Origin of the sequence: Nonomuraea sp. NPDC049269, from assembly GCF_043197155.1 — a bacterium.
Taxonomy (GTDB): domain Bacteria; phylum Actinomycetota; class Actinomycetes; order Streptosporangiales; family Streptosporangiaceae; genus Nonomuraea.
In genome coordinates, this window is record NZ_JBICSO010000010.1 from 400,835 (window position 1) to 422,566 (window position 21,732).

The 21,732-nt window shown below is 67.0% G+C and carries 31 protein-coding genes and 3 pseudogenes; 15 read left to right on the forward strand and 19 right to left on the reverse strand.

What is annotated here, in order from left to right; genetic code table 11:
- Positions 1 to 27 precede the first annotated feature (27 nt).
- Positions 28 to 1,182 carry a macrolide family glycosyltransferase gene (locus ACGFNP_RS48175; protein ID WP_393329814.1) on the forward strand — a complete coding sequence of 385 codons (1,155 nt, stop codon included), beginning with the start codon at positions 28 to 30 and terminating at the stop codon, positions 1,180 to 1,182.
- Positions 1,183 to 1,648: 466 nt separating this feature from the next.
- On the opposite strand, the gene ACGFNP_RS48180 is transcribed toward ACGFNP_RS48175, so the two are convergent.
- Positions 1,649 to 2,896, reverse strand: a complete 1,248-nt coding sequence (locus tag ACGFNP_RS48180) for a tetratricopeptide repeat protein (RefSeq protein WP_393329816.1) — start codon at positions 2,894 to 2,896, stop codon at positions 1,649 to 1,651.
- Positions 2,897 to 3,001: 105 nt separating this feature from the next.
- A complete protein-coding gene (locus ACGFNP_RS48185; protein ID WP_393329818.1) occupies positions 3,002 to 3,133 on the reverse strand; it encodes a hypothetical protein in 132 nt (43 codons plus the stop codon).
- Between the two features lie 137 nt (positions 3,134 to 3,270).
- Here ACGFNP_RS48185 and ACGFNP_RS48190 point away from each other — a divergent pair, with 137 nt between their 5' ends.
- Both ACGFNP_RS48190 and ACGFNP_RS48195 read left to right on the forward strand, forming a co-directional pair.
- Complete coding sequence (locus ACGFNP_RS48190; RefSeq protein WP_358327470.1) at positions 3,271 to 3,459, forward strand: hypothetical protein; 189 nt, start codon at positions 3,271 to 3,273, stop codon at positions 3,457 to 3,459.
- Positions 3,460 to 3,908: 449 nt separating this feature from the next.
- Positions 3,909 to 4,373, forward strand: a complete 465-nt coding sequence (locus ACGFNP_RS48195; RefSeq protein WP_393329820.1) for a tetratricopeptide repeat protein — start codon at positions 3,909 to 3,911, stop codon at positions 4,371 to 4,373.
- 52 nt (positions 4,374 to 4,425) lie between these two features.
- On the opposite strand, the gene ACGFNP_RS48200 is transcribed toward ACGFNP_RS48195, so the two are convergent.
- From ACGFNP_RS48200 to ACGFNP_RS48210, 3 genes are read right to left on the reverse strand one after another with little or no spacing between them, the layout of a single operon-like run.
- The gene (locus ACGFNP_RS48200; protein ID WP_393329822.1) at positions 4,426 to 5,676 is read right to left on the reverse strand and encodes an acyltransferase family protein; all 1,251 of its coding nucleotides are present in this window, start codon (positions 5,674 to 5,676) and stop codon (positions 4,426 to 4,428) included.
- 35 nt (positions 5,677 to 5,711) lie between these two features.
- Positions 5,712 to 5,966: a hypothetical protein gene (locus ACGFNP_RS48205; RefSeq protein ID WP_393329824.1), complete on the reverse strand. Its 255-nt coding sequence runs from the start codon at positions 5,964 to 5,966 to the stop codon at positions 5,712 to 5,714.
- The gene (locus tag ACGFNP_RS48210) at positions 5,963 to 6,220 is read right to left on the reverse strand and encodes a DUF4158 domain-containing protein (RefSeq protein WP_393329826.1); all 258 of its coding nucleotides are present in this window, start codon (positions 6,218 to 6,220) and stop codon (positions 5,963 to 5,965) included. The genes ACGFNP_RS48205 and ACGFNP_RS48210 overlap by 4 nt, the downstream gene beginning before the upstream one ends.
- Between ACGFNP_RS48210 and ACGFNP_RS48215 the strand changes: the two genes are divergently transcribed.
- The 3 genes from ACGFNP_RS48215 to ACGFNP_RS48225 all read left to right on the forward strand — a co-directional run bounded on the left by ACGFNP_RS48215 (position 6,219) and on the right by ACGFNP_RS48225 (position 8,348).
- On the forward strand, positions 6,219 to 6,716 hold the full coding sequence (locus ACGFNP_RS48215; RefSeq protein WP_393329828.1) for a hypothetical protein: 498 nt from the start codon (positions 6,219 to 6,221) through the stop codon (positions 6,714 to 6,716). The genes ACGFNP_RS48210 and ACGFNP_RS48215 overlap by 2 nt on opposite strands.
- 383 nt (positions 6,717 to 7,099) lie before the next feature.
- A complete protein-coding gene (locus tag ACGFNP_RS48220) occupies positions 7,100 to 7,636 on the forward strand; it encodes an RNA polymerase sigma factor (RefSeq protein WP_358327482.1) in 537 nt (178 codons plus the stop codon).
- The gene (locus ACGFNP_RS48225; protein ID WP_358327484.1) at positions 7,629 to 8,348 is read left to right on the forward strand and encodes a hypothetical protein; all 720 of its coding nucleotides are present in this window, start codon (positions 7,629 to 7,631) and stop codon (positions 8,346 to 8,348) included. The genes ACGFNP_RS48220 and ACGFNP_RS48225 overlap by 8 nt, the downstream gene beginning before the upstream one ends.
- A gap of 304 nt (positions 8,349 to 8,652) precedes the next feature.
- On the opposite strand, the pseudogene ACGFNP_RS48230 reads toward ACGFNP_RS48225, so the two are convergent.
- Positions 8,653 to 9,078: pseudogene (locus tag ACGFNP_RS48230) on the reverse strand (SDR family oxidoreductase); the annotation flags it as partial.
- Between the two features lie 72 nt (positions 9,079 to 9,150).
- Positions 9,151 to 9,786 carry a TetR/AcrR family transcriptional regulator gene (locus ACGFNP_RS48235; protein WP_358327486.1) on the reverse strand — a complete coding sequence of 212 codons (636 nt, stop codon included), beginning with the start codon at positions 9,784 to 9,786 and terminating at the stop codon, positions 9,151 to 9,153.
- Between the two features lie 85 nt (positions 9,787 to 9,871).
- Between ACGFNP_RS48235 and ACGFNP_RS48240 the strand changes: the two genes are divergently transcribed.
- Both ACGFNP_RS48240 and ACGFNP_RS48245 read left to right on the forward strand, forming a co-directional pair.
- Positions 9,872 to 10,264 (forward strand): DUF1761 domain-containing protein, encoded by a 393-nt coding sequence (locus ACGFNP_RS48240; RefSeq protein ID WP_393329830.1) that lies wholly within the window; start codon positions 9,872 to 9,874, stop codon positions 10,262 to 10,264.
- On the forward strand, positions 10,261 to 10,671 hold the full coding sequence (locus tag ACGFNP_RS48245; protein WP_393329831.1) for a DUF1801 domain-containing protein: 411 nt from the start codon (positions 10,261 to 10,263) through the stop codon (positions 10,669 to 10,671). The genes ACGFNP_RS48240 and ACGFNP_RS48245 overlap by 4 nt, the downstream gene beginning before the upstream one ends.
- Here ACGFNP_RS48245 and ACGFNP_RS48250 read toward each other — a convergent pair.
- The gene (locus ACGFNP_RS48250) at positions 10,659 to 10,781 is read right to left on the reverse strand and encodes a hypothetical protein (RefSeq protein WP_393329833.1); all 123 of its coding nucleotides are present in this window, start codon (positions 10,779 to 10,781) and stop codon (positions 10,659 to 10,661) included. The genes ACGFNP_RS48245 and ACGFNP_RS48250 overlap by 13 nt on opposite strands.
- Before the next feature lie 262 nt (positions 10,782 to 11,043).
- Here ACGFNP_RS48250 and ACGFNP_RS48255 point away from each other — a divergent pair.
- Together ACGFNP_RS48255 and ACGFNP_RS48260 are read left to right on the forward strand one after the other, a co-directional pair.
- Positions 11,044 to 11,223 (forward strand): annotated as a pseudogene (locus tag ACGFNP_RS48255) (GntR family transcriptional regulator); the annotation flags it as partial.
- 77 nt (positions 11,224 to 11,300) lie between these two features.
- Positions 11,301 to 11,429, forward strand: coding sequence for a hypothetical protein (locus tag ACGFNP_RS48260; RefSeq protein WP_393330158.1), 129 nt, complete (start codon positions 11,301 to 11,303; stop codon positions 11,427 to 11,429).
- A gap of 401 nt (positions 11,430 to 11,830) precedes the next feature.
- On the opposite strand, the gene ACGFNP_RS48265 is transcribed toward ACGFNP_RS48260, so the two are convergent.
- On the reverse strand, positions 11,831 to 12,154 hold the full coding sequence (locus ACGFNP_RS48265) for a hypothetical protein (RefSeq protein ID WP_393329835.1): 324 nt from the start codon (positions 12,152 to 12,154) through the stop codon (positions 11,831 to 11,833).
- Positions 12,155 to 12,346: 192 nt separating this feature from the next.
- Between ACGFNP_RS48265 and ACGFNP_RS48270 the strand changes: the two are divergent.
- Together ACGFNP_RS48270 and ACGFNP_RS48275 are read left to right on the forward strand one after the other, a co-directional pair.
- Positions 12,347 to 12,466 (forward strand): annotated as a pseudogene (locus ACGFNP_RS48270) (hypothetical protein); the annotation flags it as partial.
- Between the two features lie 8 nt (positions 12,467 to 12,474).
- A complete protein-coding gene (locus ACGFNP_RS48275) occupies positions 12,475 to 13,389 on the forward strand; it encodes a DUF4158 domain-containing protein (RefSeq protein ID WP_393329837.1) in 915 nt (304 codons plus the stop codon).
- 375 nt (positions 13,390 to 13,764) lie between these two features.
- Here ACGFNP_RS48275 and ACGFNP_RS48280 read toward each other — a convergent pair whose 3' ends face one another.
- The 6 genes from ACGFNP_RS48280 to ACGFNP_RS48305 form a co-directional block, all read right to left on the reverse strand.
- The gene (locus ACGFNP_RS48280) at positions 13,765 to 14,670 is read right to left on the reverse strand and encodes a CPBP family intramembrane glutamic endopeptidase (RefSeq protein ID WP_195897281.1); all 906 of its coding nucleotides are present in this window, start codon (positions 14,668 to 14,670) and stop codon (positions 13,765 to 13,767) included.
- A 53-nt stretch (positions 14,671 to 14,723) separates the two neighbouring features.
- Positions 14,724 to 15,287 carry a DUF3887 domain-containing protein gene (locus tag ACGFNP_RS48285; RefSeq protein WP_393330143.1) on the reverse strand — a complete coding sequence of 188 codons (564 nt, stop codon included), beginning with the start codon at positions 15,285 to 15,287 and terminating at the stop codon, positions 14,724 to 14,726.
- 326 nt (positions 15,288 to 15,613) lie between these two features.
- Positions 15,614 to 15,880 carry a hypothetical protein gene (locus ACGFNP_RS48290; RefSeq protein WP_393329839.1) on the reverse strand — a complete coding sequence of 89 codons (267 nt, stop codon included), beginning with the start codon at positions 15,878 to 15,880 and terminating at the stop codon, positions 15,614 to 15,616.
- Between the two features lie 417 nt (positions 15,881 to 16,297).
- Positions 16,298 to 17,110 (reverse strand): class I SAM-dependent methyltransferase, encoded by an 813-nt coding sequence (locus tag ACGFNP_RS48295; RefSeq protein WP_393329841.1) that lies wholly within the window; start codon positions 17,108 to 17,110, stop codon positions 16,298 to 16,300.
- Between the two features lie 12 nt (positions 17,111 to 17,122).
- A complete protein-coding gene (locus tag ACGFNP_RS48300; RefSeq protein WP_393329843.1) occupies positions 17,123 to 17,578 on the reverse strand; it encodes a GbsR/MarR family transcriptional regulator in 456 nt (151 codons plus the stop codon).
- Between the two features lie 33 nt (positions 17,579 to 17,611).
- Positions 17,612 to 17,932, reverse strand: coding sequence for a hypothetical protein (locus ACGFNP_RS48305; RefSeq protein ID WP_393329845.1), 321 nt, complete (start codon positions 17,930 to 17,932; stop codon positions 17,612 to 17,614).
- Between the two features lie 203 nt (positions 17,933 to 18,135).
- Here ACGFNP_RS48305 and ACGFNP_RS48310 point away from each other — a divergent pair, with 203 nt between their 5' ends.
- The 3 genes from ACGFNP_RS48310 (at position 18,136) to ACGFNP_RS48320 (ending at position 19,430) form a co-directional block, all read left to right on the forward strand.
- Positions 18,136 to 18,276: a hypothetical protein gene (locus ACGFNP_RS48310; RefSeq protein WP_393329847.1), complete on the forward strand. Its 141-nt coding sequence runs from the start codon at positions 18,136 to 18,138 to the stop codon at positions 18,274 to 18,276.
- 130 nt (positions 18,277 to 18,406) lie between these two features.
- A complete protein-coding gene (locus ACGFNP_RS48315; RefSeq protein WP_358327507.1) occupies positions 18,407 to 18,601 on the forward strand; it encodes a hypothetical protein in 195 nt (64 codons plus the stop codon).
- Positions 18,602 to 18,695: 94 nt separating this feature from the next.
- Positions 18,696 to 19,430 (forward strand): enoyl-CoA hydratase/isomerase family protein, encoded by a 735-nt coding sequence (locus tag ACGFNP_RS48320; protein WP_393329849.1) that lies wholly within the window; start codon positions 18,696 to 18,698, stop codon positions 19,428 to 19,430.
- Between the two features lie 18 nt (positions 19,431 to 19,448).
- On the opposite strand, the gene ACGFNP_RS48325 is transcribed toward ACGFNP_RS48320, so the two are convergent.
- The 4 genes from ACGFNP_RS48325 to fdxA are packed head-to-tail and all read right to left on the reverse strand — an operon-like array spanning position 19,449 to position 21,726.
- On the reverse strand, positions 19,449 to 19,985 hold the full coding sequence (locus ACGFNP_RS48325; RefSeq protein ID WP_393329851.1) for a DUF6158 family protein: 537 nt from the start codon (positions 19,983 to 19,985) through the stop codon (positions 19,449 to 19,451).
- 11 nt (positions 19,986 to 19,996) lie between these two features.
- Positions 19,997 to 20,524, reverse strand: a complete 528-nt coding sequence (locus tag ACGFNP_RS48330) for a gamma carbonic anhydrase family protein (protein ID WP_393329853.1) — start codon at positions 20,522 to 20,524, stop codon at positions 19,997 to 19,999.
- A 3-nt stretch (positions 20,525 to 20,527) separates the two neighbouring features.
- Complete coding sequence (locus tag ACGFNP_RS48335; RefSeq protein WP_393329855.1) at positions 20,528 to 21,397, reverse strand: amidohydrolase family protein; 870 nt, start codon at positions 21,395 to 21,397, stop codon at positions 20,528 to 20,530.
- Complete coding sequence (fdxA, locus tag ACGFNP_RS48340; RefSeq protein WP_214633959.1) at positions 21,394 to 21,726, reverse strand: ferredoxin; 333 nt, start codon at positions 21,724 to 21,726, stop codon at positions 21,394 to 21,396. The genes ACGFNP_RS48335 and fdxA overlap by 4 nt, the downstream gene beginning before the upstream one ends.
- Positions 21,727 to 21,732: the final 6 nt, after the last annotated feature.

Here is a 21,732-nt window from a genome sequence, read left to right on the forward strand (position 1 = left end):
CCACCCTCACTGTCAAGGAGATCCGTCATGGCCCACCTCGCCTTCATGAGCCTCACCGAGTCCGGTCACCTCAACCCCCTCCTGCCGATCGCCCGGGAACTGGTCGAGCGCGGCCACCGCGTCACCTTTCCCGCCGATCAGTCGATGGCCGAACGCATCAGCCCGACCGGAGCCGAGATCATCTCCTATGAACCCCGCCCCGCCGAGACCATCGTGATCGACGGCATGGACGCCGCCGCACGCGCCACCCTCGCCCTGCTCCAGCAACTGGAGCATGTTCTGCCGCAGATCGAGACCGGATACGCCGACGACCGGCCGGATCTGATCGTCAACGACTGGCTCGCCTGGGCCGGCCCGATGCTCGCCGCCAAGTGGCGTCTCCCCAGGATCCAGTCCTGGTCCGCCCACGCCGCCAGCGAGGGCTACGACTTCGGGAAGTTCATCGTCGACATGTTCGCCACCAGCCCCGTCAAGGCCGAGTTCGACACCCTGTTCGCCGCCATCCTCAGCCGGCACGGCATCCCCCCACTCCAGCTGCATGATTTCTACAAGCCCGCCGAGTTCAACCTCGTCTACCAGCCCAAGTCCTTCCACGTGCACAACGAGACCTTCGATGACCGCTACGCGTTCGTCGGCCCCACCCGGCTGCCCGCCCCGCAGGACTGGACGCCCCCCGGACATCCGCTGGTTCTGGTCTCGCTGGGTACGATCATCAGCCGCCCGGACTTCTTCCACACCTGCATCCAGGCGTTCGCCGACGAGCCCTACCACGTCGTGATGTCCGTGGGCCACGGCATCAGTCCCGCCGATCTCGGGCCGCTGCCCGCGAACATCGAGGCCCACCAGCACGTCCCACAACCCGCCGTGCTCGCACACGCCGACGCCTTCGTCACCCACACCGGCATGAACTCCACGATGGAGGCCCTGGCAGCGGCCGTGCCGATGGTGGCCATACCCCACACCCCCGAACAGCAGACCACCGCCGACCGAGTCGTCGCCCTCGGCCTCGGCTCGACCCTCGCCCCCACCGACGCCACCGCCGAACGCGTGCGCGAAGCCGTCCGCGGCCTGCTCGACGACCCCGGCACCCGGCAGCGGCTACGCGCCATGCAGGACGACCTGCGCGCGGCGGGCGGCGCGCTCCACGCCGCCGACGCGATCGAGGCCCGCCTGCCCAAGTGAGGTCGCGGCCGGACACCCGCCCAACCCCTGCCGCAGTAAATACCGGATTTACTGCGGCAGGGCACGGGAGGGTGGGGCGGGCGTGGCAACAGAACCAGTGACCGAACTCGGGGACGGGGCGCGCTTCGGCTGCCGCGCGCCCCGGTGGTGCCCCTCCCCCGTCGTACGCCGCGACGGTCGAGCGGTACCTCACCGGTGCGGACATCGCGAAGTCCTCCGCGCGGATCTACCGGATCTCGCTGACAACGTGGAGATGCTGTGCCTGAACGTCACCGACCGCAAGGCCCCAGCCGGAACGCCGACGCTCGACGGGTGCCCCGAGACCGGGCGGGCCCAGCTCTCCTACCACCAAGCCGAAGAGATCTTCGAGCAGAACACTCGGCCACGCCTCCATTGGAAGCACGTTCGTTAACCCAAGCATCAACCGGCGCCGGCAGCTCTCATGACGGCCGTGCGGTCTCGGTGATCAGGTGGCCTTGCCGCGGGCGATGTAGAGGTTCATGTCGGTGAAGTCGAGGGTGATGTTGTAGGGCTTGTAGAAGCAGTGGAAGAAGGCGGCTGGCACGTCGAACCCCAAGGAGGCGAGCGCGGCCCCTGGGTGCGTCTCGCAGTAGACCTCCTTGGCGGTGGCGTCGCCGAGGCGGATCTCCTTCGGGTAGCAGGGGTAGGTGACGGCTGGGTGGCTATGGGCAAAAGTCCCGATCGGGCGGTCGTAGTCAGTACGGATTCCCAACTGCTCGGCAGTGTCCCCGAACACGACCGCGGCGGTCTCGCCCCTTCCGCCGAAGTTCACCCCCACCACCCTTGAGCCGGAGCCGGCGACGCTGCCCCTGCTGTGCAGATATTGCTCACGGGCCAGCCACAGCGGCAGGGACTTGGCGCCCGCCCGTTGGGCGGCGGCGCGTGCCTTCCTGGCCGTTTCGGGGGTGCCGCGGCGCAGGATCAGCTGCCGGCCCGCGTAGTCGAAGGTGGTCAGCAGGTGGTAGAAGACCCACGTGCCGATCATGCCGTCGCTGTCACTGTCGACATCTTCACCCGACTCCGTCGCCGACCAGCCCACGGGGACGTTGCGCAGCTCGATGCCCCCCAGCTTGAAGGAGTCCAGCACCCCGTAGTGCGCCCAAATGACGCCGTTCTCAAAATCGATCTTCTGACTGGCGACAGGGCTCAGCCCGGCCTCCTTGGCCACCGACGAGGTCAAGCCCAGATTCGGGGCGCCGGTATAGAACGTGAAGCGCTTCGGCGGTCCGCCATTGACCGAGGCCTCCACCAGCGGAATCGGGTCCATCTGCAGCCACGGCACCTGCGCGATGTCGCCGTGGATCTGATAGGCATCGCCGCGGACTGCCGCGAACCATTTGGCGTAGGCTTCCTCGCCGGCCGCCTGCCAGTGTGGTGCGGACAGGGCGAATTTGTCCTGCCGAATGTAGCAATCGGCCAGGAAATAGTTGGCGTCCTTGTCATCGGGCGCCAGTTCGACGGCCATCTTGAGGTATTTCTCGGCGTCGGGGAACCGGTTGGCCAGCAGCCCGACATAGCCGCGCCGGCGGGCCGCATTCACGTTCTTAGGGTCCTTCTTCAGGATCTCCTCGTACGCCCGGCCGGCCTGCTCGAACTTCCCAGCTTTGAACAGCGCGTCGGCGTCACCGCTGCCGGCCAACGCCGCGGCCGCGCCGCCCAGCAGCGGAGCCGTCGCGACGGCACCGGCCACCACGGCGGCGCCCCGCAACAGCGAACGCCGGTCCCATTCTCCGTCATAAACCAATGCCTTCTCCTTTTCGCGATCACCTTCGTCGTAACGTTCTGTCCCAGTGGACGGTCAAAGCAGGTTCGTCTGGCCCTGCTTGATGAGAGCGACGCCGCAGTCGCCGGGCCCGCACAACATCGACCCGATGCGGACGGCCCAGATCGGTGGCCTCGCGCCGGGCAGGGCCACCTGGATCGCCAACACGCACGACACGCCGCCGGGTTTCGCCGCACGCTCGTTAACTCACCCGCATTTCGCCCGCCGACCCCATCCACTGTCGGCCAGCCGTGTCCCCGCCTCGTCCGCGCCCTGTCATGGTCGTGTCACGCCCGCAACCGACGATGGCAGCCGTCGAGAAACCGCGGCTGGTCCTGGTCGAGCGGATCACGCCGCGCCAGGCGTACCTGTCGGGCAGGATCGCGGAGCTGATTGCCAAGGGAATGAGCAACAAGGCGATCACCGCAGCCCTCGCCATTGCCCAACGCGCTGCCGAGGGATACCCGGGTCGACCTTGCTGGCTGTTTGTTTGAAGATTTTTAGCTTTGTGAATTGCACTCGCCCGTCGCCTTTACATTGTAGATTAATTACAACGTAACCGGTCAGCAGATGTTTGGCAGTCGCTCACCGACGAGCTGGCCAACCACCCAACTGGAGCCTGCGATCGCTCCGCCCGGCCGCCATAGACCTGATGCTGAGACGATTGGAACGCGCCGGCAGACGCCACGCGACGGCGGTCAGGTCCTGGCCCCCTCCCCCGAGATGTGGACACCTTGAATCTCGGATCATGGAGTTCCTCGTGGACATGAAGGGCCACTCGCCTGAGTTCCAAGCCGACGCCGTCAGCGGGCGGTTCCGAGTGCAGCTTCGATCGCTGTCTGGGGTTGTCAAGCGAACTAGCTGGTCAGCTGGTTGAAGGTTGTTAAGGCACATCCGGCAAGTAGGCTGGCCTCCGACTACCGCGCCGGCGAAGGGGCTGCTAATGATCACCGACCCGACGTTCACCCGGATCAGCCAGGGGGTGGAGTTAAATCACCACCAAGGTCAGCGAGAAGCAGCTCGCGAGTTGTTCGCGCAGATCTGGGACGACATCGGCGGCGAGGCAGGCGACCCGCTGCATGTTTGTGTTCTTGCCCACTCGATGGCCGATGTGCAGGACGACGTGCACCAGGAGTTGGAATGGGATCTGCGGGCGCTTGCCGCCGTCGGCCTGGTCACTGATGAACGGGTAGCGCAGGCTGGGGTGCCGCTTTCGGTGGCGGGCCTGTATCCGTCGTTGCACCTGAACTTGAGTGAGTGCTATCGCAAGCTGGGCGATCTCGATCGCGCCCGTGAGCACCTGCAGCAGGCGCGGGCCCAGATCGGCGCACTGGGCGATGACGAATATGGGCAGCTCATCAAGGGTGGCCTGGAGCGGCTGGCCGAACAGTTGGGTGACGCCACCTGACTGCGAGCCGTTGATCTTCTTCGTGGACGGGTTGCGCTTCGTCGCAATGGTCTCACCCGCTGGCTGCCCTCTCCAGGCTGGACTCTGCCCGACGGGGTTCGGCCTGACTGATCAGGCGCCTGCCCAGCCGCTGCGCCGGCATCTCCACCCATCGCCAGGTCAGCGCACACAGCCCAAACAGCACCGTGTACACCGCCACCAGCAGCGTCAGGCGCGCTGCCACCGGTACGGCCGGCGGGTCCGGCAGGAAGAATTCCACGCTCTCCAGCAGCAGCGGATGCAACAGGTAGATCGAGTAGGACACCAGCCCCAGCCACGTCAGCCACGACGGCATCGTGCGGTGGCGCAGTGCCATTCCGGCGGCGAACGTCAGCCAGGCCGCTGCGATCGCCAACTGCACTCCCAACTCGGCGCGCGCGAGCCACAATCCCGCCAGTGGTATCAGCGCCACCCAAGCGATGTGCCGGTGACTGAACTGGCCGATATCGACTCGATACAGCGCGGTGCCAGCGAACATGGTCGCCAAGATGAACAGCCCCTGCCACGGTCCGGGGTAGCTCTGGTTGACCGCCAGCAGCAGGAGGATCACGCCCGCAATGGCCACGGCTCCCACCTGCTGTACCCGCCTGCCGCCGCGCAGCACCGCGGCCAGTCCGGCAGCCAGCACGGCGGTCACTACGACCACGACCGTGAGCATGCGGCCCGCCCCGCCGGCCGACAGGAGTGCCGCCGGCAGCAGCCCGGCGCCCAGCACAGCGGCCGCCGCGAACGCGAGCGCGGCCGCGGTACTGCGCCGGTGCACACCCAGGGTGAACATCGCCGTCAGCAGCAGGTAGAAGGCCATCTCGTAAGACAGTGTCCACAGCACATTGGCCACGTTCGGCACGTACATCAGGTTCTGCAGCATGCTGGCGTGCGCCAGGGCCAGCGCCACCGGCCGACTGCCCCACCAGGTGTGCAAGCCGTCCCAGCCGACCGCCGCCAGCAGCAGCATGCCGGCCACGCACACGGTGAACAGCGGCCACAGTCGAAAGAACCGCGAGATCCAAAAGGCCCGCACGCTGCCCCTGCGCTCCAGCGACGCCGGCACGATGTAGCCACTGACCAAGAAGAACACCAACACGCCGTACCAGCCGGGATCGAAGACAGCCTTGATCGGCAGCCGCGCCTCCGGCCACAGCGGCTGAAGCGCATGCTCGAAAACCACCACCATCGCGGCCAGTCCGCGCAGCGCGTCTAACCAGGCCAGACGCTGGGTATGCGGCGGAGCCGGGTCGGCGGCAGCGAGGGGAGCAGAAACCATCAGGACATCGTAGTGAAAAACATCATTTACAGTGCTTAGATCATCGTCTGCTCGCCGCCCCGCACCGCGGGGAAGACCACCTCGCGCACCGTGCCGTCCGGCGCGGCCAGCAACGCCGCCAGCAGGGTGATGGTGGCATCCGGCATCGTACGGGCTCGCGTACGCAGGTGCGACGGCGATTCCACTGCGGCCCGGAACCGCCACCCGGCCAGCACCTTCGGCGCCACGTCGGCGAAGAGGTCGGCGGGGCTCGATCCGTTCGGACCGGCAGCGCTTGAGTAGTTCCTCACGCACTCGCTCCCGACTGGCGCACGGCCTGGGCGACGTTGACAGCCAGCCAATCCGTCAACTTGTCGGCATCGGGGACCGAGCATTCCCGAAATCCGAGATGATCGCGGATCTCCCGGCGGTGCCGCTCGATCGTCCGCCCCGACCACCCATAAAGGCCCAATATGCTGGCCGGTGTCCTGATCTGACGGGCGACACGTTTCTTAACGGCACCCCATCGCGATGGCACCGCGCGGTACGCGATCATGTGACCCATGTCGACCCTCCAAGACACGCCCGAGCCCGCGTTACCGGAAAAGTCCGGACCTTCACGATTAGCTCGCCGTTTCGGCTGCCTGGCCTTGCTGTTGGTGCCGTTCGTGCTGCTCGGGGTGATCGTCATGGCGCCCGTCTGGATCAGCGACTTTCGGCTGGCGCGCATGGTGGACCGCATCAAGGAGTATCCGTTGCCGCCCGGAACGGACTTCGGGTACTTCGACCCCCAAGTCGAGGTGAGCGGCGACTCCGGCGACTGCTGGTACACCATCCGTTTCGACCTGTTCACCGACCGGCCCGTCCAAGAGGTGCTGAACTACTACCGCCAGACCAAGATCGAGGACCCTGACGGAGACCTCGGCGACTACGAGATTTTGGCCTGGACGCCGTTCGACGAGCCTGGCGTCCAGGCAGACGAAACCTCTGCCACAGACTCGCTCATCATCGACCTGGACGGCATGTACGACGGCGCCATGTCGGACATGCGCTGCTGGTGAAACAGCGGGTCTCTTCCGCAGGTCAGCCATGACGATTGAACGTGGCGCCGCAGAGGGTCCGGATTTCTCGGGAGTGTTCTTCCGAATGCGACCCCAGCCAAAAGCTAGGCCACCGCAGCCAAGCGGCGATAACGCGAAGAAGGCGTGTCAGCCCAGGTCGCGGATGACTGCGGTCGGCAGAGGTCGAGGCGATCTCGGGCATCCCGCACGGCCGCGGTCAGCGGTGCCATCATCCGTCCCCCGCCGGATCCGGACCTCATCCGGAACGTTCGGAGAGTGCGTGAAACCATTCCGGCCCATCGGGCAAACAGAGGTGACCGCCTTTCCGAATCGGATGGAGAGCAGTGCGTGACCCAATTACGGATGCCAGCGGGGCAGGTGGCATGAGCGTTCCGACCCATCTGGGCATCGACCTCGATCGGATCTTCGACGCGCACTTCGCCGAGATCCACCGCTACATCGCCCGCCGGCTTTCCATAGACGACGCCGACGACCTGGCGGCCGAGGTCTTCCTCGTCGCGGCCAGAGGCGGATACGAATCCTCGCTCGGTCAGATCAGGCCCTGGCTGTACGGCATCGCCACGAATCTCGTCTCCAGGCACCGCCGTAGCGAGATCCGCAGGTGGAAAGCGCTCAGCCGGACATCCGAACGCGAGGCGCAAAGCCACGAGGACGCGACGCTCACTCGTGTCGCGGCCGGAAATCTCAACGGCAGGCTCGCGGGGGCGCTTGCCGGTCTGAACCGCGGCGACCGGGACGTGGTACTGCTGGTGGCGCTGGGCGGATTGACCCACCAGGAGGTCGCCGCCGCCCTGGAGATCCCCTACGGCACGGTCGCGTCCCGGCTCAACCGAGCACGTAAGCAGCTTCGCAAGGCGCTAGGCGACGTCAACCCGCTGAAGGAGGCGCACGATGGATGAGGTCACGCTGCTCGCCCAGGCGGTACCGGACGTGCCGCCACCGTCAGCCGAGACCGTGGCCAGGGCCCGCGCGCGGCTGGCCACCCGCCATGCTCCCGTACGGCGACCCCGCACGCGCCGGCACTGGGGCTGGACGGCAGGCGCAGCCGTCGCCACCATGGTGGTCGTCACGACAGTGGCCATGCTGGTGTCGAACCTGGCCGGCGTCTCCGATCCCGCGCCGCCGCCCGCGGCCTCCCCTCCCTTCGAGCAGGCACCGCCCGTCTACAAGGGGCTGGACCGTCTGGCGGGAGCCAGGATGCCGCAGTCCGCGACGAAAGTGAGCCTCCGATTCCGTCCCACAAGCGAGAAGATCGCGATCGTGATCTTCTGCCAGACGCCCGGCTCGATCTTCTTCAGCAATGAGGGAGGGAGCAGCGCCGGCGGCGTGTGCGGCCCGGACGGTGGGCTCAGCATGCTCGCGGACAAGGCGCACGAGCCGGGCTGGCTCGGGCGCGAGCATAAAATCACGTTCTGGCTCTTCCCGCCCGATGCGCCCGTCGCGCGCGGACGCAGTTCGTGCCCGCCCAAGGGTGCATGCGAGCAGAAGCACGACCTGTCCAGCCCGAAGACAGCCGACCGGCTGGCCGCCAAACTGGGTAAGCGTCCCGGAGCCTGGTCGGTCGCGGCATACGACGTCCCGGCCGCGCCTACGGTCTCATCCGCCAATTAGGAGTGTTCCCCCGAACGCGACCTTAGCCGCCAAGTAACGCCCAGAAGCCGGGCTGACATAAGGATGGCCAGCAAGCGTCGCGACCTGGGCTGACGCGTCTTCTTCGCGTTTGGTCCGTGACCACCACCGGCTCAGCACCGAGATCCTCGCGTCGCTCTGAAGCGTCTTCACGGGCACGGGGTCAGGAACGGGTCGCCGTCCCCCGGCACCGCGCCCGTGGCTCGTGCGGATGTCCATCGCTGGGGCCGATGGATCGCTCAACTCCCCGCCGTTGTCGGCTTCGACTGTGAGCTCGAGGAACCGGTCACGCGGCTCGGGTCGGAGACCGCCGGCCCGCGCAGCGCCACCACGCCCGGCGAGCGACTCGGTGGACAGCCGCCAAAGGCGTGCGGCCTGGCCGGGGTCTAGCGCGTAGGCGGCGACGCCTCCGTGGGGGCTGTCCGCGCGTAGTGGTTCGGCCTCGTTGCAGTCTTCGAAATAGCGCGCTGATTCCCGCGAGCAGAATCGAGGTTGCCGCTCCTTGTTCTACCGTCTTCCACGGCAGTGCGGGGGCTCCGCTCGCCTCGAACCGTGCCAGCAGGTCACGGTCGACGTGGCGCATCAGGCCGGTGCGGACCACGCCGGGCATGACGGCGTTGACGGCGATGCCATCACCGGCCCACCGCCGCGCGGCTTCGACAGCGAACAGCGCGTTGGCGGTTTTCGACTGCCCGTACGCGGCCTGCGCATCGTAGGGCCGCCGCTGGCTGCTGTTCGCCCTTGCCGGTAGGTCGTGCGCAGGCCGGGTGAGCCGCTCTCCGAGCTACCGGCGGGCGAAAGCGGCGAGAAAGACGCGGGTGCCCTCGTCAGCCAGGTCGGTCAGTTCCTCGGGAGAGCCGACGGCCGCGTCGCCCAGGAAGGCGACTCGGTTGGTGGGGATCGAGACGATCAGCCAGGTGAACATATAGGCGGCGCGCTCGGGGTCGGGGGTGTTCAGCAGGCCACGCTCGGTGAGCTTCGCGAAGGTCTCCGCGAGGAGTTTCAGGGTGCGCCCCCAACTCCGCTCGAAGTACTCGCGTCCAATGGCCGGGAAGCGCTCCGCCTCGGCGATGACGAGGCGTCGCATCTGTAGTATCTCCCGGTTCATCAACCCTGCGAGCGTCATCCGAGCGTGGTCCCGCAAGGCGGTCTCGAGGTCGTCCGCCTCCGCGAGCGTGCGGATTGCGGGCTTGAAGTACTCATAACCGCGATCGACTGTGTCCAATACGACGCCGGCGAACAGTTTCTCCTTGTCGGCGAAGTACTGGTACACCGTCCGCTTCGAGGCGCCTGCCGCGGCGGCCACCGCATCCATGCTGGTGCCGACGTAGCCGTGGGCGGTGAACACCGACCGCGCGGCCGTGAGGATCTCCTGGCGCTTGCGGGCCGAGCGGGCATCAGCCCGTGTCGAAGCGGTCAACGAACTACCTCCTTGACAGAGAACACTACCCGGTTTAGTTTTCACTCGACTACACGGTACCGTTTAGTTTACTTGGAGGTAAAAAGTGGCTAGCGTGATCTCCGTCGTCGTCGCGTCGATCGTGGTATTCGTGCTTAGTTCGGCCTACTACGCCCTGCTCACCCCGACCGAGAAACGTCTGCTGGGTGAGCGCGCCCCGGACCGGGGCGATCGGCCGCCACCGCTGAAGATCCTCCTGGAGCTGGCGCGCAGCCTCGTGGTCGCCGCGGTGATCTCGGGCTTGGCCCGGTACGCCGGCCTCACCGACGTGAGGTCGGCGGTGGTACTCGGCCTGGTGCTCTGGGTCGGGTTCCCGGCCGTGCTGCTGACCGGGTCCATGATGTGGGAGAAGACACCCGCCGTCACCGCAGCGCTGCACGCCGGCGACTGGCTGATCAAAATTCTCGCCACCTCAGCGATCGTGGGTGCCTGGCTGTGAATGACGTACGACCCTATGGGACCGACCCACGCGTGGACGACTACATCGGGGCTCTGCCCAAGTGGCAACAGGACATCTGCCGGCAGGTCCGAGACCTGATCCACGCCGCTGACCCCGAGGTCACCGAGACCATCAAGCGAACCGTCCGGCCCTACTTCGTGCTCAAGGGCAACGTGTGCGCGCTGCTCGCCGCCAAGGACCACGTCAACGTGTTCCTGTACGACGGCGCCATCGTCCCCGACCCCGAAGGCATCATCACGGTCGGCCACCACAACAAGACCGCCCGTACGGTGGCTTTCCGCGAAGGAGAAACCATCAACGCTCCTGCCCTCATTGCTATGTTCCGGCAGATCATCGCCAACAACCGAGCCGGCGGGTGGCGCAAGCTCAAGAATCAGCCCAGGTAAGCGGCGTGGACGGCGGGGTTGTCGCGGATCTGTCCAGAGGCGCCGGGGGCGATGACTCCCCCGAGGTCCACGACAAGCAGGCGGTCGCAGATGTCCATGACGAAGGCCATGTCGTGCTCCGCCAGCAGGACGGTGATGTTTAGTCCGGGCCGAACTTGCGCCCCCGGATTGGCCAGTCATCGCGCCCCAACTGGCCCCGGGGTTTGAGACTGGAACGGTCAGTGGCGTTAGCGAGCCGGATCGGTCGGAGTTGCCGCCATCCACCGTTCCGATGTCGATAGCTCCCCGAGCTCTTCTCCATTGGAGGCGGCATCGAGGGTCAGGCCCAGCGGAGGCGGCCCCGCGGGCGGACACAGCCGACCGGACGGCGACATGATCCTCCATCTCGACCCCGCCTCGCCCCTCCCTCCGTACGAGCAGTTGCGGGCGCAGATCGCCACCATGGCCGCAACCGGCGTACTGACGCCGCTGACCCGCCTGCCCAGCACCCGGCAGCTCGCCCGGCACCTGGGCCTGGCCACAGCGACGGTCGCGCGCGCCTTCCGCGAGCTCGAGCGCGAAACGGCGTCATCGAGACCCGCGGGCAGCATGGCATCTACATCTGCGAGGCTTCCGGGTCCGCCCCGGCCGTGGACGCCGAGCAGCGCCTGGCCGAGGCGGAGCAGGCGTTCGCCATCCAGGCGCGGCAGCTCGGCGTCGACGCCACCCGCGCGTTGCAGCAGGCCGGGCTGGCCCTGGAGGCGGTCGCGGGCCGCTGAAGAATCATTGATCCCGGCTTGCCTCCAAGTTGGGGCCGCCGGGGATTTCTCGATCATGAAATCCTTGACGATGCGCCATACCCTCATGCTCGGTGGCGGGCTGGTCCTGGGGAGCCCGGCGCGGCCCGCTTCGGCGTACGGGACGCCCGCCCCGCCGTCCATGTTGCCCTGCCCGCGCCTGCGCGGAGATCGTCCGCAGGTACGGCGAGCGAGGCCGCCTGGTCGGCGAGGCGCAGCCGAAAGCCAGGGCCGACACGATCACGAACCACAATCGTGATCTCTCACTCCGCTACCTGGCGGCTGGGGACACGCTCGGGGGCGGAGGGCCGTCATCGAACTCAGGGTGCCAGCGTCGACGCGAGTACTGGTCGTGGGGGGCGAGTACGGCCTGGACGACGACGTCAGGAGCTGGCGGCCCGCTGGCAGTCCTGGCCCCTCACCCACAAGCTGCCTTCGGCCCAGCCGCTCTCGCAGCGGTAGCTGACCCTGCTGCTGGGGTCGACGATGACGAAGTCGGATAGGGGGCCCCAGTGGCTGGTATCGCAGTTTTGCCCGAAGACGGTGGGCAGTTCTGCGGAAACCTGCTGGCATGCAATGACCTCGCCGGAGCGCGCTGTAGGTGCGTTGTGCGGGACGGCGCCGGCGGCGTGAGCCGTGGTGAGCGGGATCACCACCATCGCGCCGGCGGCGGCGAGGGTGGCCAGTGCAGTCAGTGTGCGTCGCATGATCGGTTTCCCTTCTGGGATGCGGGTGTGGCGGATGCCGCCACGAACCGATCATTAACTTATTGTAATCATATAGCTACTATCTGTAATGACAGAATGTCGTTCTACGCCCGACCTGCGGAAACGTAGGAGTTGACCTCCTGTGGCGGGTTGATGATCACTGCCGCTACGGTCGTTCCGGTTTTGTCCGGTATGGCACGTGGAGTGGTGCGTTGTCAGAGATATTTCACGCCGACGTCGGCTGACGTGGCGTTCGTGAGTCCCGGCGGGCGAGGCCCTGTCGACCGGCTGGGCATGCTGGTCCAGCTCTGCACGCTGCCGTGGCTCGGGTTCGTGCCCGACGATGTGGCCTCGGCACCGCCAGCGGCCGTGGGTCCGGATCGCGGAGCGACTGGGCGTGGCGTCGGCGGCACTGCGGCTGTACGGCCGAGCGTGAGCAGACCCGCTCGGACCATCTGGGCCTGATCGCCAAGCATCTGGAGTGGCAGACCGCCCTGGCGGGCAGCCAGGCGATGACGGAGCTGGAGCAGTTCCTGCTGGACCGGGCGATGGAGCACGACTCGCCCACGCTGCTGTTCAACCTGGCGCGCGAGTACCTGAGGGCGGCCAAGGTGATCCGGCCCGGCGCGCTCATCTTGGCCAAGATGGTCGGCACGGCCCGCAAGGGCGCCTCCGATCTGACCTCGCAGCGGGTGGGCCACCTGCTGACGGCGGAGCTCCGTGCCGATCTGGAGCGGATGCTGGTGGTGGATGCGGGGCTGCGGATGACCCGGCTGGAGTGGCAGGTCAGCCCGGCCCGGGACGCGTCGGCGACCTCGCTGAAGACCGCGATCGACAAGCTGACCTGGCTGCGCGCGATTGACGCCCACCAGATGGATGTGTCGGTGCTGCCGAATGAGCGCCGCCGGTTCCTGGCCCAGGTCGCACGGCGCTCGACCAACCAGGGGCTGGAGCGGCGCAAGGAGCGTAAGTTCCCGATCCTGCTGGCGTTCGTGGCCCAGGCCGCGGTCGACCAGCTGGATGAGGTGGTGGCCCTGTTCGACTTGGAGTATGCCGTAGGCGGCCGTCATGGACTCGGCGTCGAAGGCGGCGGTGCGCCCGCTCCTGATGACGCCGGGCAGGAGCGCGGCCAGATCAGCCGTACGCGGCTGGTGCAGGTCGACCTCGAAGCAGATCGCGCCCTCGTCGAGCTGGTCCGGACGCAACTGCCGGAGCAAGGATGGACGTCCCGCTGACGCGCTGAGAGAGGTTCATCCAGCTTGTTCATCCAGCCGGTTGATAACGATGGAGACCGTCGAAGACCTGTTTTCGGGCGACCTGCCCCTTCGCCGTCGCGTCTTCCGCTGACGTTCAAGGGTCGGCCGGAACTCGATGGTGGTGACGAAGAAGGTGCAGGACTCGGCAGCTCTAGCGTCAAAGAGCGTGATGAGATGCCCGTCAACCTGCCGCGACCTTGAAACCGTCTGCTTGCAGAGAGCGGGAGCACGCTCCCCGCGCTGCAGGAGATTCGTGACCAGGGAAAGATCACTGTCCGGGAGTTAGGGTCCCGTGGGGCAGGGGGCCCAGGGTTTCCTGGTCAGCCTGTGGCTTCAGTGAGACGAGCTTCACGGTCATGGGTGCTTCGCGGAAGCGAACTGTCCCGTGGCGATCAGGATCACGACGAGCGCGAGCGGCACGATCCACCCGCTCCAGCCGAGGATCGTCGCCTGCGTGGTGTCGACGTGCTCGCCGGCCTTGGCGAAGAGGAGGTAGGTCCCGCCCGCCCCATTGAACGCGGCATGCGCGAGGGCCGCGGGCCACACGGACCCCGATCGGAGCCGCAGCCAGCCGAAGACCGCGCCGACCAGGATGCACATGCCGACCATCGCGGTCACGCCGAGCCAGCCCGGCGCATCCGGGTAGTTGTACCCGAGGAGGATGAGCGGAGCGTGCCAAAGGCCCCAGATCACGCCCGAGATCAGGAGGGCTGGGAGTGTACCGAGCGGCATCAGTTTCGGCAGCAGCCACCCTCGCCATCCGAGTTCCTCCCCCAGCGCCGGGATGAGGTTGATGAACGCCGCCAAAGGGAGTGCGGCGAGCTGGATAGCGATGAGCGCGCCGATCGGTATCGGGACTTCGGCCACTCCCGCGGCGCCCGCTTGCTCGTCGAGAACCTGCTGGAACGCGGAGAAGTTCACAAAATCGGCCGGAAAGACACCCAGCAGCGCACCGACCGGGAGCGCCACCAGGACGAGCGCGATGGACACGATGATCCCCACCGCCCCGTAGCCGAGCAGTCTCCGGACCGGTCGTAACGGCCACAGCCCGAGCGTCCACACCTTCTGCTGCGGCCGCTCCACGAAGAACACGACCACAAGGGCGGCGATCGCGGGGGTCATCATCGTGGCGGCGGCCACGACGGTGAACCAGGAGCTGGCGAGTCCGTCACCGAACCAGAGCGGAAGCGCGAGAAGCCAGGCGAGCCCGAACGCCAAGGTGGTGAACACGCCGATGGATCGCAGATCACGGCTGCTCATGCGGGGTCCGCCTCGGGTCGTGGCCGTCTTCGATCCGCCCGGAGATTCGATGGTCACGACGTCTGCCTTTCGAGGATGTGCAGACCGGCGATGGTGCGGTCGTCGCGGAACGCGATCCGTGCCGTGTAGTCGCCCGCCTCCAACGAGAGCGGCGTGTTCGTGATCGTCAGGTCGCCGGCCCGGGTGATCTCAGGCTCTCCAAGCCCCTCGAAAGCTCCCGACAGGCCGACGATCTGCGCCCACGCGGCCGCGAGCGCATCCTCCGACAAGCCATCGCGCATGCTCGGATCGAACTGCTCGGTGACACGCGTCCATTGCCCGGATGCGAGGTCCTCGATCACCGAGGCGGCCAGTTCGGCGACGCCGGGTAGCGGCGTGGTGTTCATGGGTTCTCCTGTTCTTGGATCGATCGGTTTGCCATAGCGCTGAAACGCCGCCTGCCGGCTCACGCCGAGCGCATCACCGATGACCTGCCACGTGGCGCCGTGCTGTCGTGCCTGCTGCACGACAGCACGCACGACGTCATCGGCGGCCGCCTGCATGCTCACGGCGCGCCCTATCGAGTCGGTCCAGTCGTCGCTCCTCGTCAGAACACGTGCGGCGAGGAACGCCTCCATACGTGCTTTCAAGGCCTGCAGCGCCTCCGTCAACGTTTCTTGCATTTGTAAACCATACCTTTACAAATCGGCTGTGCGTCAAGAGGGATTGCTGGGACCATCTGGCTGGAATCGAACGCTAGCGAGCGTTTTCGCAGCTCAGAGCCTTGACCTTCGGACTTCGGGGGTGAGCGGTGTGTCGGACAGCGCGGTGGCCGCTTCCATGAAGCGTGTGACGGCCTGCTGGGCCCAAGGGGACCAGGGAGACTCTCCGGCGCGGTACGCGGCGAGGAGTTCCTCTACGAGCCGGGCCCCACTCACGTGCATGAAGTCCTGAAACGGCTCGGTCACCAGGACCGGGTCTCCGGTGTGGACCAGATGTCTTGCAGGTAGGTACGGACCGCGTCGCGGAACACCGGGTTTGACACCAGGTCGGCCAGGTCGATCCACGCCTCGAGCTGGGCGGCCGTGGGGTCCGCGGGCAGGACTGGGCGCATCGTCCGCAACCGGTCGACGACGCTCTCGGGGACGTCCAGGTCCTCGCCGACGTCGTTCCAGAAATCGTCGATGGTCTGTTCGCGTTCCTCGTCGGTCATCCAGACGAGCTTGTGCATCAGGTCGGCCTGAGCGGTGCCGCCCTGTTTGATCAGGGTCCTAAGCCTCGTTCAGGTCCGTGGGCTCGATCAGCCCGGTGTCGACGTAGAACCGGACAGCGCTCACGCTCAGGCCGCTGCGTCTCCGATGGGGTACAGCTCGTAGTCGTTCATGGGGCCACTGCGGTACCTCAAGCCGCTCGAGGCGCAAGCCGATTGCCATTGATGTCCTGAGTGCGTAATCAGCTTCCCGCTTCTAACATCTCGGCTGGCACCGTGAGTTGTTCGATCGGCAGGGCCGGTCCAGGGAGCGCGCCACGAGATAGTCCAGCGTTTGTGAGAAGCGGACCTTGGTTTCCGTTTTCTCGCCCCAGCTGTCTTCGGCGGCACGTTCACGAGCTTTAGGACGATGTTTGTCGCCACTGCCGCTGGGGCTGGTCAGAACCGGTAGCGGAGAATGCGCGCTCCCTGTCGCGACAAGGCTGTGCTGTGGGCGGTGAGACGGGTCAGCGCGCGAAGCGGTTGGGGGAACTGGGCTATTTCCGGTGCGCGGGTGAGGATCTGCTCCTCGATCAGTTCGAGGCCGGCGTCCCAGGACTCTGGTTCGTGTGGGTCATCGAAGCCCTGGGCGGCTTTGATGCCGAGTGCCTTGATGGTCGGGTGGTATTTCATGGCCCAGGCGGCGAAGGTGGTATAGCCGTTGAGTGCGAGCTCGCCCGAAGGGAAGTGGCCGGCCAGCGCGCGGGTCATCGTCTGGAAGGAGTCGCCGGGCATGAAGGGCAGCAGCCCCTCGGCGACGATCATCGCTGGCCGGTCACGGGGGATGGCGGTGAGCCAGCTGGATCTGGTGAGGTCTGCCTCGACCAGGTGGGAAGGGTCGGGCAGACATTCGGATCGCAGGTGCACCACTTCCGGGAAGTCGATGTCGTACCAGTCGACGCCCAGCGGGGGATCACAGCGGGACATCCGGGTGTCCAGGCCGCAGCCCAGGTCGAGCACCACGCATTCGGGATGAGCGGCGATGTAGGCGCGAACGACGTCATCCAGCTTCTTGGCGCGCAGTGCCGTGGTGAGGACGAGGTTGGGCTTGAGCTTCAGCTTGCCGAAGTCGTAATCGATTCTGCCGGCCAGGTCGGCGGAGAGCGTGTCGCCGAGGATCGGGCTGGGCAGCCGGGCGTCCAGGGCTCTGGCGTGGAGAGTGAGCAGCAGCGTTTCCTGGATCAGCCCGAGTTTGGGTTGCCAGCGGTGCATGACAGGTTTTCCTTAACGGCGTAGTGGATGGCGGGCTGCGAGGTCCTGCAGCCAGGTCAGGGAGTCGTGGGCGGCCTTGATGCGCTCGGTGCGGTGCCCCTCGCCGCCCGCGATGTCGAGCCCTTCGTCGGCGATCTCGCCGAACGCGCTCAGGCTTTCGAGCTTGCGCTGGATGACCTTCTGCCAGGCGTCGTCTTCGATGCGGTAGTAGGAGGTGCGGTCACCGGGCCTTCTCGCTTTCTTGACCAGGCCGATGGCCGTGAGAAACCGCATGTTCGAGGTGAGCGAGGCCCGGCTGGCCTGGATGACGTCCGCGATCTGGCCGGCGGACTGCTCGGCCGGATCGCAGATCATGAGCCAGCCGAGGATGCGTCCGGTGATGGGCGGTAGCCCCCACTCCTCGACGCAGAAGGCGGCCACCCGTTCTACCCAGCGAAGCAGGCGGTCCCGCTGTTCCTCAGTGCTCATCGTCGCATCCTCCGTTGTTGATCGTGTGCCGGTTCACTGTGCCAACTCCGGGGCGAAGGTGAGCAGGTGCTTCTCGTTGCGGTAGGTGGGAAACAGGCGGGTCGACATGTCCGGGGTGTCCTTCACGCTGTCGCCCTCCAGCGTCAGATGCGGCACGCGAGCGCTCTGCCCGCCTTCGTAGCGCCGCTGCCAGTCCTGCTGCAGCTGATCGCGCAGCGCGTGGACACCGGCACGGCCCAGGAGGCATTCCAGGTAGCGCCATCCGTTCCACACGCTGGGGCTCTGCACCACAACGCACTTGATGCGCCGATCGAGCACGGAGGCCTGGGCCGCCACCGAGCCGCCGATGCTCACCCCCCACACCCCGATCCGCTCCGGCTGCACTTCGGGACGGGTCTGCAGGTGGCTCGGGGACCGGGTCGCTCGTCTCCGGCAGGTAGAGGTCACCCGCGCAGCGGGTGCCGAGGCTGTTGAAGGTCACATGTTCCATGGTTCGCTCCATACAAGAGTGCCAGTTATTTCAAACATGACTGAAATGGCTAGCAATGTCAATCTGAATGACGGCGTTCAAAGCGGACAAGGAGCGGATGCGCACCCTCAGGGACCTCGGCACTGCGGCGATTGTGCTGCGCGAGGTCTGGCTGAAGATCCGCTCGGTCGCCGATTCCCGACGGCGACATCCGCGCCGCCCTCGATGAGATGGACCTGCCCGCCATCCACGCCGCCGCCGACGTCATCGGCGATATCGCCCGCGAACCCGATGAGGACCGCCTTTACATTGTAGATTAATAACCAGCAGCTGCATGAGGGTCTTGAATAGAGATCTCCATGACGCCGATGGAGCCGGAAGACGTCTCCGCAGGTCGCGACGATGGTGCAGTCGGTTCCACTGGCCAGGGCTTTCTGCTTGGCGGCTTTGGCCTTGATCACGTCCAGGGGCATCCGCAGCGCGACCCGCCTGTTGACCATCCTCCGGCGTCGGATGGCCTCATCACCGTTCAGTGGAATCGGGCCGGTCAGTGACGGCTGCCGCACAAGACGCCCAGGCCAGGATTTAGTCTACAATATCCAGTCGAATCGTATGAAATATGTAGAACGTAAGGAGAGGAAGCGCCCGGTGAGCGACACCCTGAAGATCGAGGACGGGCCGGATCGGGTGCTCGTCCGGATGGACCGGCCGCACGTGCGTAACGCGATCGACGCTGCGATGGTGGCCGATTTGCACGAGGTGTGCGCCGGTCTGGAGAGCCGACCTCGGATCCTTGTGATCACCGGGACCGACGGCGTCTTCGCCGCTGGCGCGGACATTCGGCAGTTGCGGGAGCGCCGCCGTGAGGACGCGTTGGCGGGTATCAACTCCGGCCTGTTCGACCGGATCGCCCGGCTGCCGATGCCCACGATCGCCGCGATCGACGGTCCTGCCCTCGGCGGGGGCGCCGAGCTGGCCTACGCCTGTGACTTCCGCATCGCGACCCCGCGGGCCAGGTTCGGCAATCCAGAGGCCGAGCTCGGCATCATGGCGGCGGCCGGCGCCTGCTGGCGGCTGCGGGAACTGGTCGGCGAGCCCCTCGCCAAGGAGATCCTGCTCGCCGGCCGGGTGGTGTTCGCAGCGGAGGCTCTGGCGGTCAGGCTGGTGAACGAACTGGTGCCCGAGGACGAGTTGATGGCCGCGGCGGACCGGCTGGCCGCTCGCATGGCCAAGAACGCACCGCTGGCGCTGCGCCTGACCAAGCTCGCCCTGGCCGCGCCTCCAGGCGCCCACCCCCGCTTCGACGACGTCGCGCAGGCCGTGCTGTTCGAAACCGAGGAGAAGCAGGAGCGTATGACGGCCTTTCTGGAGCGGCGCCGCTGATGCCCGCTCTGCCGGCGGTCAGGCGGGGTCCGCGGTGAGGTGGGCGCGGCCGGCCTCCGTCAGCACCCTGTCGTGTCCTTCGGTGCTGATCAGCGGCGGATGGGCCTTGTAGAGGTCGGCCACCGATGCGCGGTCCAGCCCGACCTCGCGAGCGGCCTGGTGGGCCTCGAGCTTGTGCAGGCGGCCGCCACCGTCGGCGATGCGCCGCAGGAACGCCCGTACCGGGTCGGCTGTGTCCGGGAGGCCATCATGGTGCGGGTCGGGCCGCTTCAGCATCATGGTGAGCTGCTCGATGATGCCGAGCACCGTCTCGCGCCAGGCGTCGGCCGTCACCGTACGGTCCCCTCCGGCGCCGCCCGATCCCTGCCAGGTCCGCTTCGGATGACGGCGCAGGTACTCTCGTTCGAGTTCGAGCATGCGAGTGGTGTGGCGGGCGAACTGCTCGGCGCTGCCGTGCAGGAAGACCCAGTTGCGCGTGGCGTGCGCCTGGGCGCCCTGCTCTTCCAGCTCTTCGTCGCTGAGCTCGGTGGCCGGCCGGCCGTGAATGTCGGTCATGGTCTCTTTCCTCAGCCGTCGAGCCTGCGTAGTTCGTGCCGGTAGCGCGTGGAGTTGGCGAGGTAGTTGTTCACGCCATAGTCGATCCATGCCTTCTGTACGTCGTCCTGCATCGGTCGGGGCCGAGCCGGCACACCAAGGGCCAGGTGGCCCACCGGGATCTCCAGGCCTTCGGGTACGAGCGCCTGGGCACCGACCACCGAGCCGGTGCGGACGACCGCGCGGTTCAGGACGACCGAGCCCGAGCCGACGAGGCAGCGGTCCTCGATGGTGCAGCCTTCGAGGTGGGCGTTGTGCCCGACCACGCAGTCGCTGCCGATCACGGTCGGCCACTGCTCGGTGGTGTGCACGATGGTGCCGTCCTGGATGGAGGTGCGGTCGCCGATCTCGATGCGGCCGAAGTCGGCCCGCAGGACGGCGGCCGGCCAGACCGACGACTCGGCGCCGATGACGACGCTGCCGATGACGACGGCGTCGGGATGGATGTAGGCATCCGGGCGAATCCGGGGCTCTTGGTCGCCGAGAGCGTAGATGGGCATGGGTCACTCCTGCTTCTGGATCGGAGGCAGGCCGGCGTACACGTTCCTGGCGTTCCCCGCGAGGACGGCCGCGGCCACCTCATCCGGCACCAGCCCGGCGACGGCGCGCGCGTTGGCGGCGATGCCGGGCACGCCCGGCCAGTCGGTGCCGAAGATCCATCTGCCGGCAAGGCGGACGAGGTCGAATCTGGCGTAGTACTCGGGCAGCCGTTTGGGTGGCAGGCCGGACAGTTCCAGCCACACGGTGTCGTGGGACAGGGCGAGGAAGGCGGCGGCGTCGTACCACCAGCCGCGTCCGCCGTGCGCGAGCACGACGTTGAGCTTGGGGAAGTCCCGGACGACGGGGATGAGGAAGCGTGGGTCGGCGTTCTCGTTGGCGGCACCGGGGAAGGAACTGGTGCCGCAGTGGACGACGAGCGGGACGCCGCGTTCTTCGAGCACGTGGTACGCCGGGTACAGGGCCGCGTCGTCGCAGCGGAACCCGCCGTGCACAGGATGCAGCTTGAGCGCGGCGGCTCCGAGGTCGAGTTGCCGCCGCACCTCGGCGGCGATCGGGAAGTGCAGGTGCGGGTTGACGTTGGCGACGGGGCGGAACCTGTCGGGGTTGTGCTCGACGATGGGCAGCAGGTCCTCGAACGCCTGCGTGCCGGTGGCCTTGGGGCTGTACTCGCAGAACAGCAGCGCGACGTCCACGCCCTGGGCAGCGAAGATCTCGTCCAGACGGGCCGGACGCGGCCTGCCCTCACGGTCCCAGGCGTCCTCCATGACGCCGTCCGCGCCGAAGTCGTCGGCCCACCGCCGCCAGGCCGGTTTGACGGTGCCGAGCAGCGGCACGTGGACGTGCGCGTCGATGAGCGGGATGCCGTCGATCACGGCTGGTCCGTGACCATCGAGGTGTCCGTGCCGATGCGGCCTGTCTTGTGCGAGCCCCCGGGCGCGCCGAGCGGCGCGTCGCGTCCCGGCAGGATTTCGGCGAAGAAGCGGCGGTTGTCCTCGACGAACTCGGCGTGCTCGTCGGGGACGCGCCGGTCCTGGCTGATCGCCTCGACGGGACAGACGGGCTCGCAGGCGCCGCAGTCGATGCACTCCTTGGGGTTGATGTAGAGCTTGCGGTCCCCCTCGTAGATGCAGTCGACCGGACACTCCTCGACGCACGACTTGTCCATGACGTCGATGCAGGGCGCGGCGATGACGTACGGCATGCTGAA

Excerpts from the sequence above, each read along its gene's own strand:
- ACGFNP_RS48285 (WP_393330143.1), bottom strand. The coding sequence starts at position 15,287 with ATGGAGGCGTTCCTCGCCGCACGTGTTCTGACGAGGAGCGACGACTGG.
- ACGFNP_RS48210 (WP_393329826.1), bottom strand. The coding sequence starts at position 6,220 with ATGGGTCACATGATCGCGTACCGCGCGGTGCCATCGCGATGGGGTGCC.
- ACGFNP_RS48280 (WP_195897281.1), bottom strand. The coding sequence starts at position 14,670 with ATGAGCAGCCGTGATCTGCGATCCATCGGCGTGTTCACCACCTTGGCG.
- ACGFNP_RS48330 (WP_393329853.1), bottom strand. The coding sequence starts at position 20,524 with ATGCCCATCTACGCTCTCGGCGACCAAGAGCCCCGGATTCGCCCGGAT.
- ACGFNP_RS48225 (WP_358327484.1), top strand. The coding sequence starts at position 7,629 with ATGGATGAGGTCACGCTGCTCGCCCAGGCGGTACCGGACGTGCCGCCA.
- ACGFNP_RS48290 (WP_393329839.1), bottom strand. The coding sequence starts at position 15,880 with ATGCACAAGCTCGTCTGGATGACCGACGAGGAACGCGAACAGACCATC.
- ACGFNP_RS48300 (WP_393329843.1), bottom strand. The coding sequence starts at position 17,578 with ATGAGCACTGAGGAACAGCGGGACCGCCTGCTTCGCTGGGTAGAACGG.
- ACGFNP_RS48175 (WP_393329814.1), top strand. The coding sequence starts at position 28 with ATGGCCCACCTCGCCTTCATGAGCCTCACCGAGTCCGGTCACCTCAAC.
- ACGFNP_RS48215 (WP_393329828.1), top strand. The coding sequence starts at position 6,219 with ATGTCGACCCTCCAAGACACGCCCGAGCCCGCGTTACCGGAAAAGTCC.
- ACGFNP_RS48195 (WP_393329820.1), top strand. The coding sequence starts at position 3,909 with ATGATCACCGACCCGACGTTCACCCGGATCAGCCAGGGGGTGGAGTTA.
- ACGFNP_RS48325 (WP_393329851.1), bottom strand. The coding sequence starts at position 19,985 with ATGACCGACATTCACGGCCGGCCGGCCACCGAGCTCAGCGACGAAGAG.
- fdxA (WP_214633959.1), bottom strand. The coding sequence starts at position 21,726 with ATGCCGTACGTCATCGCCGCGCCCTGCATCGACGTCATGGACAAGTCG.
- ACGFNP_RS48265 (WP_393329835.1), bottom strand. The coding sequence starts at position 12,154 with ATGCGACGCACACTGACTGCACTGGCCACCCTCGCCGCCGCCGGCGCG.
- ACGFNP_RS48200 (WP_393329822.1), bottom strand. The coding sequence starts at position 5,676 with ATGGTTTCTGCTCCCCTCGCTGCCGCCGACCCGGCTCCGCCGCATACC.
- ACGFNP_RS48310 (WP_393329847.1), top strand. The coding sequence starts at position 18,136 with ATGACGGCGTTCAAAGCGGACAAGGAGCGGATGCGCACCCTCAGGGAC.
- ACGFNP_RS48295 (WP_393329841.1), bottom strand. The coding sequence starts at position 17,110 with ATGCACCGCTGGCAACCCAAACTCGGGCTGATCCAGGAAACGCTGCTG.
- ACGFNP_RS48250 (WP_393329833.1), bottom strand. The coding sequence starts at position 10,781 with ATGGCCTTCGTCATGGACATCTGCGACCGCCTGCTTGTCGTGGACCTC.
- ACGFNP_RS48190 (WP_358327470.1), top strand. The coding sequence starts at position 3,271 with ATGGCAGCCGTCGAGAAACCGCGGCTGGTCCTGGTCGAGCGGATCACG.
- ACGFNP_RS48315 (WP_358327507.1), top strand. The coding sequence starts at position 18,407 with ATGACGCCGATGGAGCCGGAAGACGTCTCCGCAGGTCGCGACGATGGT.
- ACGFNP_RS48220 (WP_358327482.1), top strand. The coding sequence starts at position 7,100 with ATGAGCGTTCCGACCCATCTGGGCATCGACCTCGATCGGATCTTCGAC.